The following is a 14,174-nucleotide window of genomic DNA, read 5'->3' on the forward strand; positions in this document are numbered from 1 at the left end:
GCGGACTTAGAAAAAGCTGCTTAACTGGGTTGTGTGAATTTGCTTGACCACGTCAAAGATGTGCTTTAAGGCCTGGGTTAAATGACGAAGAATCGAAGAACAACAATCATCAGGCTTTTTTTGCTAGTCAGTACTATTATTTCGCTGTTTTTCGTTCCTTGGGTATTGGTTAAAGCTTGGATTTTACCTTTGCCTCAAACAGTGCAAGAACAAGTTGACGAAGCTATTAGCCATGGCTTTGACGGCATGATTGTTTACGTGGATCAGGCGGGAAAACCTCCAGCTTTTTACACAGCAGGCTGGAAAGATAGAGATAACAAAATACCCGCAGCCCCCGACTCTTTATTTAAAATTGCCAGTATCAGTAAGTTATACACTGCTGTGGCTATCACCAAAATGGCGCGAGAACAGCGACTATCCCTAGACGATTTACTCGTTGATTATTTACCCGAACTCAAAGACAGAATTGAGCATTCAGAAAACATAACGCTAAAAATGATGGTGCAACATAAGTCAGGAATTCCTAACTTTACTGATAATGCTGCCTACTGGGAAAACGAACCGGAAAACGGAAAGCGAGCACTCGACTTTGCGCTAGATCTTCCCGCCAGTTTTGAACCGGGTAATGATTATGAGTATTCCAATACGAACTATCTTTTGCTTCGCAATATCTTGGATAAGGTTTTGGGGTATAGTCACCATGAGTACATTAAGCAAAATATTTTGCTCCCGCTTCAATTGAATAATACCTATTTTTCATTAAGCGAGGTCAATATGGACGACGTGATGAGCGGCTATTACATTGGCTTCGAGGAAGATGTTAAGGCGCGAGACTACGGTATGCTAGCAACGGCAGAGGATGTAGGAAAGTTCTTACGAGCGCTAAACAATGGCTCTATTTTCAATGCAGGCGAAGCAGAACTTTACCCATATGTTTTCGAGCATGGAGGATTAGTTATTGGCTATCAGAGCCTTGCAGAATATGACAAAGATCTCGATACCGTAGTCGTTCAATTTATCAATACTACTGACTTTAACGGTTATGAATGGAACTTGTCTGAAATCACAATAAACCGAATTTTCAAAATACTACGAAAAGCAGAAAATGAGTAGAAGGTAAGCTTGATAAGGTGTCTTTGTAATTTGTGCGTGTCCAATCTATTTGCTCCATGGAACAGTAAAACAGGAGAATAGGGGAACTGTCACTTTGCTGTGATAGTTCGGTCTGTTTTCTGAACCAACTACGCTATTATGCCTATGTGTTTGAGTCTGTTATTGAAAAGCTATATTCCAGTAATAGCAAAGTCTATTGCATCTATTAACAATTCTCGGGATTGCTCTAAAGAGCCGATGCAGTCATTAAGCACATCTTCGGGTATGGAACTAAGTTGTTGAGCTAGGAATAGGTATGTCGCGCCTTCGAATTCTATCTCCGGCGTTAGTTTTTTCATATAAAGACTGTTTCCAGCGTTATTGCTTGTCAGCGGTACAACTAACCTGGTTGCTAACTGGTCAATCACGGAGTTCTGGACATCTACAAGAAAGGGATAAGCTTTATTCGTTTTTGTGCTAGGGTTTCTGTAAACGTCAAATTGCGCCATTAAAAGTTCCTGTACTCATCACCTATACAACCGTTCTCAGCGACAAACTTGTTATACGCAGCTATGGCAGCTTTGTTTTCATTTTTCCATTTTTCTTCTTCAACACTTTTTAACTTTTCTTTGAGTGCTTGTTCTAAAGTTGCAGACAGGTTAACTTTTAAGTCTCTAGCTTTTTGCAATAAGTCGCTGTTTAAGCTTAAATTCGTCGCTTTTTTGGGGGCATGGATATCGTATAAATCTTGCACGTTATCACTCCAAGTGGTTTTACACCCAAGTATACGCATGCAGATGCGCATTGCAAAATATAGACAAGCAAGACAAGCATCTTTTCAATAAGGGATACATTATGTGCGTGTCCTATTTTCCACTAAACAACGGCTCTATTTTCAATGCTGGCGAAGCGGAACTTTACCCTTATGTTTTCGAGCATGGAGGATTAGTTATTGGCTATCAGAGCCTTGCAGAATATGACAAAGATCTCGATACCGTAGTCGTTCAATTTATCAATACTACTGACTTTAACGGTTATGAATGGAACTTGTCTGAAATCACAATAAACCGAATTTTCAAAATACTACGAAAAGCAGAAAATGAGTAGAAGGTAAGCTTGATAAGGTGTCTTTGTAATTTGTGCGTGTCCAATCTATTTGCTCCATGGAACAGTAAAACAGGAGAATAGGGGAACTGTCACTTTGCTGTGATAGTTCGGTCTGTTTTCTGAACCAGCTACGCTATTATGCCTACAGACTAAACAAGACAGTCTTTTTTGTTTATCGAGATATACATTTTGTGCGTGTCCAATTTCTATGCTCTTGAGGTTTTAAAAAAGTGAATAATCCAGACGAAGTTTTTCATCATCTCAAAGATATACTGACTCCATATTCCAATGGCATGGTCGTGGTCACTGATAATCCCGATAATTTTTATTTGAACACGCATCACGTTATGAAAAACAAGAAGCCAATGTATTTTGGCTCAGTCAAAATAAATAAGAATTATGTCAGCTTTCATCTAATGCCCGTTTATGTATTTCCAGAATTATTAGAAAGTATATCGCCAGAGCTTCAAAAACGAATGCAAGGCAAATCATGCTTTAACTTTAAAGCAACAGATGCCAAACTCTTTGAAGAGCTCAAGGAATTGACTAGGGCAGGGTATGGAAAGTACCAAAAAGCAGGTTACTTGTAGTATCGGCCGGCGCTTAACGCGTGATCCAATGAGTGCCGCAACATCGCTGCCATTCAGCTTAGCGTTTGGCATTTAAAAAGGAGAGTTTAAATGAAAGCTATTTATCGAATTCTTATTGCACTAGTTCTTCTAGCCGCAGCTATTGCATCTTACAGCAAAGGAATTCAGTCAGGTGTGTTTTTGTTCATCATATTGGGCCTTGTTCTTGAAGGCGCCTTTTGGTTTGGCTTATTTCCAATCAAAAGGCGAAAAGAGACTTAACCTATCGGCGCTTAATATTGGCAAGGTTTAGTTTCTGTAGTAACCCAAGTTTGTATGTTGTTTTTTTCGCAACATAACATGTGATTTCAGCAGGGCGGAAACAGTTATTCCTTGCTCCTGCATTGTTAAGTTTTACTAACTGATATTTCCTTATTGTTTAGGCGTTGATAAAAGGAATTAGATGAAAAATTGGGAAGATTTAACCTTCGTTCAGAAGGCTTTAATTGGCATCTGCATAGTAGCAGTCGCAGCGTTTGCTCCCGAAATTGCGTTACTTTTACAGTTTGGCGGCATTGAAGTAGCGTTCGCGTTTTTGCTTGTCGCCTTTCAACCTTTTTCGGCTTGGCTCCAGCGCACCTACGTGCAATTGAAAAACATTATGAGTATCGCAGCCATTTCTATTAGGCATAGTAATTCTGCTAAACCTAGTGTCTTCGCATTACAGGCATCATTTTGTTGTTTGGCATTAGCATTAACAGGTTCAGGTGTATTTGCATTTAGCTTTTTCATGCCTGGTATGTTGTTAAATGGGGTAATGGTGTAAACACAAAATAAACTCAATCACTTCTTTCCGGTTATAGCCGCGCACGTGAACCTCAAAACGTGCGTTATGGAACAAGAATGCGTAACCTTTTAAAGCACCATAATAAGAAAATAACTAAGGGCACGTAGCAGCTAGCTATGTATCACTTTATTTCGCATTCGGGTCAATCATTACTAGTCTGTTTTTTAGTTGTTATAAGTTAGGAGTTTAAATGGAACTTAATCAAGTAACTTTGCCAGTAAAAGATATGGATATTGCCGCTAACTTTTATCTGAAGCTCGGCTTTACTCAAATTGTCGATACTCCCCATTACGCAAGGTTTTCTTGCCCAGACGGGAACTCTACTTTTTCCTTATCACTCGAATCTGGTGAGTTTGAAAATAATTCTGTGATTTACTTCGAGCATGAAAAGCTTGATGAACTGTGTGCTGAGTTAACGAAGAAAGGTGTTCAGTTCGAACAGCAACCGACAGAGCATCGTTACTTATGGAAAGAAGCAATACTGAAAGATCCATCTGGTAACAAAATCAAACTTTACTGGGCGGGTGAGAACCGCTTAAATCCTCCCTGGAAAGTAGAGAAGCGTATATAGCATACTGCTGTATTGGCATGCGTTTTCGCAAAGAACATACACGTGAACCTAACTGATAAGTCCTCCGTGTTACTGCGCTTTTAACGAGAAGAAAAATTCAGGATGAATATGCAAATTTCATTGGAAGAAATAAACAAGAATAATTATGAGGCTGTCTGCGATTTAGAGGTGACTGAAGCCCAGGAAGATTTCGTGGCGTGCAACATGTGGTCTTTAGTTGAGTCGTTTTATAACGAAGGTCACACTTGTCGGGCTATATATCTCGGTGATGAGCCCGTAGGCTTTCTTATGTGGGTTAGAGAATCGGTTTCAAAAGTCTCTATTTGGCGTTTTATGGTCGATAAAAAGTATCAGAACCAAGGAATAGGTCGGTCAGCTTTAACGCTGGCAATAAGGTCAATAAAACAAACTCCTGGCGTTAAAGAAATCGAAATCTGCTACAACCCTAAAAATCCTGTCGCCAAGAATTTTTATTCAAGCTTCGGTTTTAATGAAGTCGGCTTGGACAAAGATGGTGAAGATATGCTTTCGCTTATTAGGCTATAGTGTTTACCAGTCTAGAAATGTTCATCTAGGCCTCTCTGATACTGAGACATATACACACCATTACGTTGTTGCCGAGTGTAGCTCGTGTATCACTGAGTCTTTGCGGCATTGTGCTCCCTTGTGTTAAAAAATAAAGAATAAGGCAATATGAAATTTTCACTATTTGATGAATCGAAATCTCAAGAGGCTATCGAGCTTTTCAGGAAAGTATTCTCTGAATCTGAGGGGCAAGCAGAAGGTCAAGTTATTGCAGATTTCGTTACCAACCTTATTGCTAATACTGCATCACAAGATTTAATAGGGTGCACTGCAGAAATAAACCAGACTGTTGTCGGAGGTATATTTTTCAGTCGTCTAACGGTGCCTAGCGGGCAGAGCGGTTTCATTTTGTCGCCGGTCGCCGTCTCATCAGATATGCAAAGGGCTGGAATAGGTCAGAAGCTAATAACTTATGGCCTAGATCATTTAAGGTCCTTAAACGTAAATTTGGCTTTTACCTATGGCGACCCAAGTTATTATGCTAAAACTGGTTTCGAGCAAATTAGTGAACATATTGTGAAAGCGCCTTGCCCATTGAGTCAGCCTATTGGTTGGCTTGCTCAATCGCTAGATGGGCAGGTAATTGAGCCTATGGCCGGTCCTACTAAATGTGTCGAAGCATTAAATGACCCCGGTCTTTGGTAACATTAACTATGAAAAGCAAACTCTCACTTGCGCAATATGTAAAGAAACGAAATGGCGTACCATTGGGCGCGAGTGATTCCATGAAAAACATGCTTTCACGCTCTTGTGGAGCCTCTTCTTTTCCAGTTTTTTGGCAATATTGGAATCCTATCTGGGGTTACTATTTATCACGCAATGTTATGCGCCCCGTTGCGAATTTCTTGCCCATTTCTTTAGCTACTTTTATTACATTTCTAGTTAGTGGAGCTCTTCACGATATCGCCGTATCAATCATTAAGTGGAAAACCATTTTTTTCTTTACGCCGTGGTTTGGGTTGATGGGATTAATAGTTATTTTTTCTAAATGGGCAGGGGTATCGTACGGTCAGGTTAGTTGGCCTGTTCGCGCAATAATTAATGCATCGTTTATTTTTATTTCGCTAGGTATAACGTACTTTTTGGAAACCCTGTATGTTTAATAACATGCAACTAATCAGACATGGAAAGTGATATGTGGTTTAAAGACGTAGAATTAGAATCTGAAAATATAAAACACACGTCTTTGAAACGTTCGAAGCAATTGCTGTAGAGTTTAGAACAAGCTGGCATAACCAGCTTCACGTACCGCGATTGTTCGATTGGGAGCAAAGCACGACGGTGTGCTAATAAAAGAAAAGTTTGGGAAGTGAAAAAATGATAAGCTTTCCTTTAGTGTTGATTAAAGGGAATTATGACGGAGCAGAACTGTGGCTAAAATTTTAATATTTGGTAATTCCGGTTCTGGTAAATCTACGTTGGCGAAGCGATTGGGTGAAACACACGGTTTAGCGCATTTAGATCTCGATACGCTTGCATGGAAACCCACTAGCCCGCCTGAAAGGAAACCAATTAAAGAGTCGGCTCAGGAAATACAGGCGTTTACCGGTTCTAATAAAACTTGGGTTATTGAAGGCTGCTACACAGACTTACTGCAACTTGTCGAAGCGCAGTCGACTGAGATTATATTTATGAATTTACCTGTAGAGTTGTGTATAGCTAATGCGAAATCAAGACCTTGGGAACCCCACAAGTACAAGACCAAACAAGCCCAAGATGATAATTTACCTATGTTGATAGATTGGATAGGGCAATATACGGAAAGAGACGATACGTTTTCTTATTCTGCGCACCAGCAATTTTATGAAAGCTACAGTGGTCACAAAAAAATGGTTACCCAAAATGAAAAAAGCTGATAGTTCGGTTTAGCTAGCATTTAAGAACAAGTAACGCTTTTGCTTAAATTTCTTAATTAATAATAGCCACAATTCTTCGCACAAAAAACCTTGCCAAAGGAAGGCCAGCATGAAAACTATTTTGTTCGTTTTATTTTTATTACCTTCTTCTTTTTGCTTTTCTGATGAGTTACCCAGTGAATTTAAAAATGATTTGATCTACTTAAAACCAAAGCTTACTGATGGTACAACTATTACTTTTTTTACGGATACAGGTGGCGGGTGGAATGCGATTTCTAAAGAGCTAAGTGATAAATACCATTGGCATACACAGACAAAAGAAGCCGAAGATGGGTCTATCAAGGTTACTGCTATGCCTCAGTTTGATAAATCTGTTTCGATACCAGGTGCAGGTCTAAATAATTGGTGGAAAGGCAAGTTACAAGTTGTGCCAAAAGGGGATATTAGCCGGAATGGAATGAGCGACGGGACTTTAGGTGGGCGCTGGCATGCTGAAAAGATTATTGATTTCAATTACCCCAATAAGAGCATATCTGTGCTAAATGAAGCACCTCTATCAGACACGATAATAACCATACCATTAGGGTTTCAGAAAAATGAAAAAGGGCACTACACGTTAGCATTCCCTAGTATTGATATTTCAGTGGATGGAAAATTAATTCCCATGCTTCTAGATACAGGTGCATCAGCATGGCCTTCAAGTGAAGCAGCAACTGTCGCAGGTTTACCAGAAGGACAAAGTGGAACGTCCTTTATAGCTGCTTCTATATTTGATGAATGGACGAAAGCTCACTCTGATTGGTTAGTGATTGAAAAAGGATGCCGAGTTTCAAACCAAGATATGATTCGCGTTCCGGCTATAACCGTTGGTAAATCGACGATAGGGCCTGTGTGGTTCACGCGCAGACCCGACCCTAATTTTCATCAATTTATGTCTTCTATGATGGACAGGCGAATTGATGGGGCACTAGGTGGGTCTGCACTGAAGTATTTGCGCATTGTTGTCGACTATCCTAATGAGCAAGCATATATTCATAGTGCTATTTGAAAGCAAATATAGCTTTGCCATCTCAAGCCGCTGTAAATAGGCTCCAAAAAAAGCACAGACGACGAAAGTTTTCGTTTAAGACGAAACGTGGTACTTTCAAACAAAAAGCGATACACAATATAAAAGGAAACCTATGAAAAGTTGGACTTCTCTTCTCTTAATTTGCTTTCTAGTTGCTGGTTGTGCTTCTACAAGTAGGAAATCAGCGGATCTTGGTAAAGGCTTATTGATTATGTCTACGGATACCAGCTATATCGTTGCTGGTACACAGATTGATAAAGATAACGGCGAGGCACTGATGTCCGCCCTCGATAATACCGGGCAAAAGAAGCTAATAGTGATTGAAAAAGATATAGAGCATCTTTTAACGCTGCGAGAACAGTTTAAAACAAAGGGGTATTCACTTTTCTACATAGACAGCGAACGCCGAGTTAAAGCCGTTTCTTTATAGGCTAAATTTAAAATACCGATATCACGTAGCAGTTATGAGCCCACTTCTCACTCCCGTTTTCCTTCACATCGTTTGGTGTGCCTTGCTTTATGCTTTATTAACCGTAGCTCGCGCACCCGTTGTATGGGGAGTAGGTCGAAGCAAAAACGGCTCCAACCCTTTTCACACTATTCAGCCTAAAATCAGCGCAAACTTAAGCAACCAATTTGAATGGCCAATGTTCTTTCATATCGCTTGCGTATTACTAATCGCAATGGATGAGCCAATAGCCGGTGTGCAAATCTACTTGGCTTGGACATTTGTGATTGGCAGAGTGCTGCACAGCATTGTTCAGATATTTACAGACAATATCAGATTGCGCGGTGTGGTATTTACTATCAATTTTATTGCGGTTTTGGCAATGTGGACTTTGATTTTTATTCGTAATTTTAGCTGGTAGTTCAAGGTCAAAGGAACCTGATTATCGAGCAAAGGACGTTATCAGCGCCATACCTAAAAGGCTACCGCTAATAAAAAATAAAATTAAAAGGTATTAAAGTTATGGAAGACGTATTGGAGCCGCTGGGCCGCTTTATACTTCGAATTATAAAGTGGATACTAGTAGAATTTATCGTTGAGTTGGTTTTAAGAGGTATAGGCCATGTGGTGCTTAAACTCTTAACCTTCGGCAAATATCCAAGAGCGGGAAAAGATGAAGGGAGGACTTTCACGGTTGGTGTTATTACCGTAGTCGCTGTTTTCGTGGGTTTAGTAATGATTGCTTGATTTAAAAAAGGATATCTTAATGAACATGGAAAAGTGGGCGAAAACGCGCGAAAAAGGCAAGCAACGCTTCGTTTTAATTAACGGGGTTTTAGGGTAGGGCGTCACCACAGCCATCCTTTGGGCCGCGTTAATGGAGTATATCGAGCCATCACAGAATATTTGGGTACGGCCAATCATCGCATTAATCATCTTTCCCATTGCAGGCGTCGTTTTTGGCCACTTAATGTTGGACAAGTCTGAAAAAGCATACGAGAAAGAGACAAGAAAAGCCCTGTAACTTTTCTTGGCTGGCTTTTTAGCCATAACCGCGTAAAGTAAAAGTTCTAAGTATTACGAGCTGTTTCAGAGAATTACATGGAAGTATCGAAAGCAAGTATTCAAAAAGCTGTGGCCAACAACATTATCTCTGAACAGCAGGGCGTTGACCTTTATAACTTCTTTCAGGCAGAAAGCCAGCATACTCCTGCATTCACTTTTACCCATATTCTTTATTATTTAGGCGGTCTTATCGCGATAGGCGCTATGACCTTATTTATGAATTTGGGGTGGGAGCAGTTTGGCGGCTTAGGAATCGTCTTTATATCGCTGCTTTATGCCGGTGTAGGCCTAAAGCTTGCGAATTCTTTAGCACGCAAGAACCTAGTCATTCCTGCAGGTATTTGCGCTACCTTTGTGGTGTGTTTAACGCCGCTTGCTATCTACGGCTTCCAGCAGTGGCTTGGCCTCTGGCCCGATGACGATACGGTCTACCGTCAGTTCCATACGCGTATTAAATGGCTGTGGTTGTACATGGAACTAGGTACATTGGTAACTGGCTTAATCATAGCATGGCGTTATAAGTTCCCGTTTTTAATCATGCCTATTGCTGTAACGCTTTGGTACATCAGCATGGATGTCGTCATGCTTATCATTGACCAAGACGATATATGGGATTCTCATACGTGGGAATTTCGCGCAAAAGTATCTATGTACTTCGGCATACTCATGACCCTATTGGCTTTTTGGGTCGATATACGTTCAAGGCACACTGCTGATTACGCATTTTGGTTGTATTTATTTGGCGTTATTGCGTTTTGGGGCGGGCTTTCAAGCCAGCACTCAGACAGTGAACTATCAAAGTTTTTTTATTTTTGTATAAACCTCGCCATGGTGGGGCTAGGTGCATTGCTGGTTCGAAAAGTCTTTGTAATATTCGGTGCGTTAGGATCTTGCTTTTATCTTGGGCACTTGGCATCTAACGTGTTTAAGGACAGTTGGCTTTTTCCCATTGCGTTAACGGCAATTGGTTTGGGTGTAGTGTATGCAGGCATATGGTGGCAAAAGAATGAAGTTAAAATTACGCGCAAAGCACGTCATGTTTTACCAAAGCCGCTTCAGGAACTGCTAGATAAAAAACTTGGGTAACGAAGAACGCTCAGTAAATGCGCGAAAAGACAATCGTTAAAATACATTTTTATAACAGCTATTAAAGTGGCGAAAACTGAAGGTAACAAATAGATATGTCAGAGAAACAAGTAGAGTTTAAAGACCCTAGTCGCCTTATTGTGTGGATTAAATACTTACTTGTTTTGCAAGTTGTTCTGGCATTCGTCGCTATTGGCTCAAATTTAATGGAATATCAGCTTCTAACCGACTTTCAAAATGGTGTTTACTTTAGCCAAGAAATGGCGGTAGCCGATGCGGAAGCCAATGACGAAAGACAGCAGGCCATTGCATTCCTGTATCTTGGAGTGTTTATCGTATCCGGTGTTTTAATTCTCAAGTGGATTTATCAATCAAATCAAAATGCGCGTCATTTTGGTGCGAAAGATATGTCGTTTTCGCCAGGCTGGTCGATAGGTTTTTATTTCATTCCAATAGTATCGCTATGGAAACCCTATCAAGCGATGAAAGAAATCTGGCAGGCTAGTCAAAACCCAGCTGATTGGCCGGTTGAAAAAGTCAGTTCAATTTTAGGTATTTGGTGGTTTTTTTGGATTGCGAATAGCATGGTGGGACAGGCGGTTTTTCGAATGTCCAGAAGAGCGGAGGAAATAACAGAAATTATGAATGTAAATTTGGTCTCACAGGCTTCAGAAATCATTTCTATTCCTCTAGCGCTAATTACATGGTTATTGATTAAAAACGTTTCTAGAGCCCAGCTCGCGTTACACAACCACTGGCTTTTTCAGACCGTCTAAGGCAATAGGAGACAAGGTTCAGAAAGGGCAAGATGTTGGAACGGTAGTTGATTACTTTGGTAATCACGTCGAAGCTATTAAAGCACCTGTTGATGGTACCGTGATGATTGTCAATCAAATGCCTGCAATTAAGAACGGGCAATCCGTAATGGCTATAGGCGTTGAGCAGTCTGAATAACCGAGTTGATGGTTAAAACAGGCGTTATGATCTATTTCGCCCACTTAAACCAATAAATGTTAAAGTTATTTCACAAAATTGTGATTAGGGAACGATATGGACTTTCTTTTTAACGTATTGATTTGGGTAGGCGTGGTTATTTTCGCCATTTTTATTATTGGCTTTATGGCAGCAGCTAAATTAAATAAACGGCAAGACGCTAATAATGCGCGAACTTCTAGTGAGGATGTACGTGAAGGCGAAAGGCCCAGCGATCAAAATAAATAGGGGGTTACGCTTTATCTACGCTCGGCGTAAATAAAAAATAATTATTTTCACCCCTTTCTTTGAGTTCCCCCGTTTAGTGAAAAAAGGGGGAACATTATGCAAACTAACATACTACCAAGCACTAATTCACAGCACCTGTCACAACATGGTGTTCTGCCGTTCGAGAAAACGCCTCTATTGAAACGCACTGTTAGTACCGCTGTAATCGCAGTAGCGGGTGGAACCGTCACCGCAGGGCTTTTCGTCTTGATGGCAGAACTTATTAAGCAAGATCAGGTAAACATAAGCGAAGCGCCACCTGTGCTTTTTGAACCCATCATTTTCCAGCCTGAAGATGAGCGCACTATTACTAAAAAGCCCATTGCGCCAATTGAGCAAGTGATTAAAACGCCGCCACAAAAAGTTGTTGAACTCGATCCTGAGCCCAACGACGGCCCTGGCAATTTTGAAATAAAATCACACATTCCTAATACAGAATTAGATCTATCGATAAATTTGAACAGTGCTCAAGGTGATATGCAGGCTACACCTCAATTTAGAGTAGATCCTACTTATCCTCCAGAAGCTAGTCGTGATGGTGTTGAGGGCTGGGTCAAGCTTGGGTTTACGGTGACTGCTAGTGGCGCTGTATCTGATATTGAGGTACTAGATTCACAGCCCAAGCGGGTGTTTGATAGAGCCGCACGCAGAGCCCTTAAAAAATGGAAGTACAAACCCAAGCTGAATGGCGGTAAACCTGTTAGTCAACCAGGTATGGTTGTAGTATTAGATTTCAAACTAGAACAATAAGGATTGCCTATGAGTATAGGCGCAAGCTTGCAAAACTTGTTTCAAGGTAAGCGCGAAAAAGCGTTGGGTGTGAGTGAAAGGCTAATGCTGCAGTACAGCACAAAGGGGGATGAAGCATCCTTAGCCGCACTCTTTGATTTACACAACAACAAGCTATTCTATTTTCTAAAGGTGTTGAGCGATAGCACAGTAGCTGAAGATATTTGTCAGCGCACCTGGATAAAAGTTATCGAAAATAGTCATTTGTTTAAGAGCGGTGACAACTTTCAAGCATGGCTTTTTACCATTAGTAGGCGAACGCTTATAGATGAGTTAAGAAAAAGCGCCAAGCTTGAATATAACAACGACGCGGTTGAATCGTTCTCGTCAGGTGAATTAACAAAGCATGCCCAGTCTACGATAGAAGAAGATGTGGCAAAAGGGTTAGAAAAAGACGTGTTCAAGGCTTGTATTCAGCAGTTGCCTTACAAGCAAAAAGAAGCGCTTTCGCTGCAGCTTGAAGGGTTTGGACTTAGGGAAATAGCCGCCATTTGTGGCGCTGAAAAAGAAACGATCAAAACACGAATACGATATGCAAAAGACAGTCTTAAAACTATGCTGGAGAAATTGTAATCATGTCTATTTCAGATAAAGAGCTACAAGATGCATTTAGACGCAGCCAGCAAATACAGAAGCAAAATGATACATCATCCGACAAGGTAAACGCCCGTATACGCGCCAATGTGCTTGCACATAACAAGGCTAAAGGACGTGAAAATGAAAAAGAACGTATGTTCGCGCTCGTGGGCTCGCACATTCGCGCCTATTTTGCTTCTTCAACCCTGCGATTTACCGCGGTGGCATTTGCTATTGTAGCCATGCTAGGAGTATATAATGTTGGAATATTCCAAAGCCGATTTTTGCCAAGTAGGCAAACCGCTGCACATACTGTAGACATTGTTCACTACCACGGTTTTGAAGGTGAAGATAAATTGCTCGCTAACAAAACGAGTAACGACTATCAAGCGCGTTTCAACGCCTACACGCGCCAATATGTTGAAAGTAACTTAGTCGCTAAAGCGGTAACTCTGCAGCCAGCTACTTTGCAATCGCAAGATGGGGACTGGCTACTAGTGAATTGTAAAAAGCAGCAGGTTGTGGTTTCTGAAAACCTAATTACATCGTTGAATATCAACGGTCGCATACAGGGAGATATTAGTGTTGGTGCTAACGTGGCGCTGGCCCTAGATGCACAGGGAAGGATCCTTTCGATAAAGCAATCAAATAAACCGCTGATATGCTGATAATAGGAATAGAGCAGGGTATTTAAATTCGTAAACGAGGCAAGGGCGGTAATGTTTCGCTCAAGCCTCGCTTACGAACAGCGTTTCGCAGTATGTTTATTTGTCTAGGTCGTGGGCCCGGAAAGCGTTGGGAAGTAATTCACCAATAGTGGTTTCAAATGTTTCTCCACTTTGACTTACCATGGTAACGGGGGTTTCATCAGGCGCGAACTCAGCAATTTTCTGCCTACATCCGCCGCATGGGAAACAGAATTCGTCGTTAGGGCTAGCAATAACAATATGTGAGATACGCTTTTGGCCTTGTGTAACCATATTGCCAATCGCGGTGGCTTCTGCACATTGCCCTAATGGAAACGCAGCACTTTCTACATTACAACCAGAGAAGGTGTCGCCTGTCGGAGTGAGCACTGCAGCACCAACTTTAAAGTTGGAATAAGGTGAATGAGAGTTTTTCTGTGCGTCAAAAGCAAGTTGTGATAGTTTTTCTAAATTATTTTTCTTCATAGCTACCTGTGTTAACCACCCAATACGCTTTACTTTTATCATCAAATGCGAGAAGGTTGGCGGCATCAACGCCGCGACAAGC

Annotated in this window: 23 protein-coding genes and 1 pseudogene; 21 read left to right on the plus strand and 3 right to left on the minus strand. The window is 41.0% G+C overall.

Going from position 1 to position 14,174, the window contains the following annotated elements:
• The first annotated feature begins 81 nt into the window (after positions 1 to 81).
• Entirely contained in the window at positions 82 to 1,113 is a 1,032-nt protein-coding gene (locus JC525_RS09815; RefSeq protein WP_198815676.1) for a serine hydrolase domain-containing protein, read from the plus strand.
• Positions 1,114 to 1,283: 170 nt separating this feature from the next.
• On the opposite strand, the gene JC525_RS09820 is transcribed toward JC525_RS09815, so the two are convergent.
• On the minus strand, positions 1,284 to 1,601 hold the full coding sequence (locus tag JC525_RS09820) for a CcdB family protein (RefSeq protein ID WP_198815677.1): 318 nt from the start codon (positions 1,599 to 1,601) through the stop codon (positions 1,284 to 1,286).
• Positions 1,601 to 1,846, minus strand: a complete 246-nt coding sequence (locus JC525_RS09825) for a type II toxin-antitoxin system CcdA family antitoxin (protein WP_198815678.1) — start codon at positions 1,844 to 1,846, stop codon at positions 1,601 to 1,603. Before JC525_RS09825 ends, JC525_RS09820 begins: the two co-directional genes overlap by 1 nt.
• 101 nt (positions 1,847 to 1,947) lie before the next feature.
• On the opposite strand from JC525_RS09825, the gene JC525_RS09830 reads away from it, so the two are divergent.
• The 20 genes and pseudogenes from JC525_RS09830 to JC525_RS09925 all read left to right on the plus strand — a co-directional run bounded on the left by JC525_RS09830 (position 1,948) and on the right by JC525_RS09925 (position 13,588).
• On the plus strand, positions 1,948 to 2,199 hold the full coding sequence (locus JC525_RS09830) for a hypothetical protein (RefSeq protein WP_233095108.1): 252 nt from the start codon (positions 1,948 to 1,950) through the stop codon (positions 2,197 to 2,199).
• A gap of 230 nt (positions 2,200 to 2,429) precedes the next feature.
• On the plus strand, positions 2,430 to 2,789 hold the full coding sequence (locus JC525_RS09835) for a hypothetical protein (RefSeq protein ID WP_198815679.1): 360 nt from the start codon (positions 2,430 to 2,432) through the stop codon (positions 2,787 to 2,789).
• Positions 2,790 to 2,879: 90 nt separating this feature from the next.
• Positions 2,880 to 3,050 carry a hypothetical protein gene (locus JC525_RS09840; protein WP_167390646.1) on the plus strand — a complete coding sequence of 57 codons (171 nt, stop codon included), beginning with the start codon at positions 2,880 to 2,882 and terminating at the stop codon, positions 3,048 to 3,050.
• Positions 3,051 to 3,231: 181 nt separating this feature from the next.
• A complete protein-coding gene (locus tag JC525_RS09845; RefSeq protein WP_198815680.1) occupies positions 3,232 to 3,594 on the plus strand; it encodes a hypothetical protein in 363 nt (120 codons plus the stop codon).
• Positions 3,595 to 3,805: 211 nt separating this feature from the next.
• Complete coding sequence (locus JC525_RS09850) at positions 3,806 to 4,186, plus strand: VOC family protein (RefSeq protein WP_198815681.1); 381 nt, start codon at positions 3,806 to 3,808, stop codon at positions 4,184 to 4,186.
• Positions 4,187 to 4,294: 108 nt separating this feature from the next.
• Entirely contained in the window at positions 4,295 to 4,732 is a 438-nt protein-coding gene (locus JC525_RS09855; protein WP_198815682.1) for a GNAT family N-acetyltransferase, read from the plus strand.
• Between the two features lie 147 nt (positions 4,733 to 4,879).
• A complete protein-coding gene (locus JC525_RS09860; protein WP_198815683.1) occupies positions 4,880 to 5,416 on the plus strand; it encodes a GNAT family N-acetyltransferase in 537 nt (178 codons plus the stop codon).
• Between the two features lie 8 nt (positions 5,417 to 5,424).
• Positions 5,425 to 5,874: an MBOAT family O-acyltransferase gene (locus JC525_RS09865; RefSeq protein WP_198815684.1), complete on the plus strand. Its 450-nt coding sequence runs from the start codon at positions 5,425 to 5,427 to the stop codon at positions 5,872 to 5,874.
• Positions 5,875 to 5,947: 73 nt separating this feature from the next.
• Positions 5,948 to 6,081: pseudogene (locus tag JC525_RS19915) on the plus strand (GNAT family N-acetyltransferase); the annotation flags it as partial.
• Between the two features lie 60 nt (positions 6,082 to 6,141).
• The gene (locus JC525_RS09870) at positions 6,142 to 6,627 is read left to right on the plus strand and encodes an AAA family ATPase (protein WP_198815685.1); all 486 of its coding nucleotides are present in this window, start codon (positions 6,142 to 6,144) and stop codon (positions 6,625 to 6,627) included.
• Positions 6,628 to 6,736: 109 nt separating this feature from the next.
• Positions 6,737 to 7,675, plus strand: a complete 939-nt coding sequence (locus JC525_RS09875; RefSeq protein ID WP_198815686.1) for a hypothetical protein — start codon at positions 6,737 to 6,739, stop codon at positions 7,673 to 7,675.
• 133 nt (positions 7,676 to 7,808) lie between these two features.
• The gene (locus JC525_RS09880) at positions 7,809 to 8,126 is read left to right on the plus strand and encodes a hypothetical protein (protein WP_198815687.1); all 318 of its coding nucleotides are present in this window, start codon (positions 7,809 to 7,811) and stop codon (positions 8,124 to 8,126) included.
• 34 nt (positions 8,127 to 8,160) lie between these two features.
• On the plus strand, positions 8,161 to 8,565 hold the full coding sequence (locus JC525_RS09885; RefSeq protein ID WP_198815688.1) for an MAPEG family protein: 405 nt from the start codon (positions 8,161 to 8,163) through the stop codon (positions 8,563 to 8,565).
• A gap of 101 nt (positions 8,566 to 8,666) precedes the next feature.
• Positions 8,667 to 8,891 carry a hypothetical protein gene (locus tag JC525_RS09890; protein WP_198815689.1) on the plus strand — a complete coding sequence of 75 codons (225 nt, stop codon included), beginning with the start codon at positions 8,667 to 8,669 and terminating at the stop codon, positions 8,889 to 8,891.
• A 354-nt stretch (positions 8,892 to 9,245) separates the two neighbouring features.
• Entirely contained in the window at positions 9,246 to 10,295 is a 1,050-nt protein-coding gene (locus tag JC525_RS09895) for a DUF2157 domain-containing protein (protein WP_198815690.1), read from the plus strand.
• 95 nt (positions 10,296 to 10,390) lie between these two features.
• A complete protein-coding gene (locus tag JC525_RS09900; RefSeq protein ID WP_233095109.1) occupies positions 10,391 to 11,071 on the plus strand; it encodes a DUF4328 domain-containing protein in 681 nt (226 codons plus the stop codon).
• Positions 11,072 to 11,345: 274 nt separating this feature from the next.
• Positions 11,346 to 11,516 carry a hypothetical protein gene (locus tag JC525_RS09910; RefSeq protein WP_198815691.1) on the plus strand — a complete coding sequence of 57 codons (171 nt, stop codon included), beginning with the start codon at positions 11,346 to 11,348 and terminating at the stop codon, positions 11,514 to 11,516.
• A gap of 96 nt (positions 11,517 to 11,612) precedes the next feature.
• Positions 11,613 to 12,305, plus strand: coding sequence for a TonB family protein (locus JC525_RS09915; protein WP_198815692.1), 693 nt, complete (start codon positions 11,613 to 11,615; stop codon positions 12,303 to 12,305).
• A gap of 9 nt (positions 12,306 to 12,314) precedes the next feature.
• Positions 12,315 to 12,917, plus strand: a complete 603-nt coding sequence (locus JC525_RS09920; protein ID WP_198815693.1) for an RNA polymerase sigma factor — start codon at positions 12,315 to 12,317, stop codon at positions 12,915 to 12,917.
• Between the two features lie 2 nt (positions 12,918 to 12,919).
• Positions 12,920 to 13,588: a hypothetical protein gene (locus tag JC525_RS09925; RefSeq protein ID WP_198815694.1), complete on the plus strand. Its 669-nt coding sequence runs from the start codon at positions 12,920 to 12,922 to the stop codon at positions 13,586 to 13,588.
• Between the two features lie 96 nt (positions 13,589 to 13,684).
• Here the strand turns inward: JC525_RS09925 and cdd are convergent, their stop codons facing one another.
• On the minus strand, positions 13,685 to 14,092 hold the full coding sequence (gene cdd / locus JC525_RS09930) for a cytidine deaminase (RefSeq protein WP_332874098.1): 408 nt from the start codon (positions 14,090 to 14,092) through the stop codon (positions 13,685 to 13,687).
• Positions 14,093 to 14,174 lie beyond the last annotated feature (82 nt).

Source organism: Alteromonas sp. IB21 (assembly GCF_016405965.1).
Classification (GTDB): Bacteria; Pseudomonadota; Gammaproteobacteria; order Enterobacterales; family Alteromonadaceae; genus Alteromonas.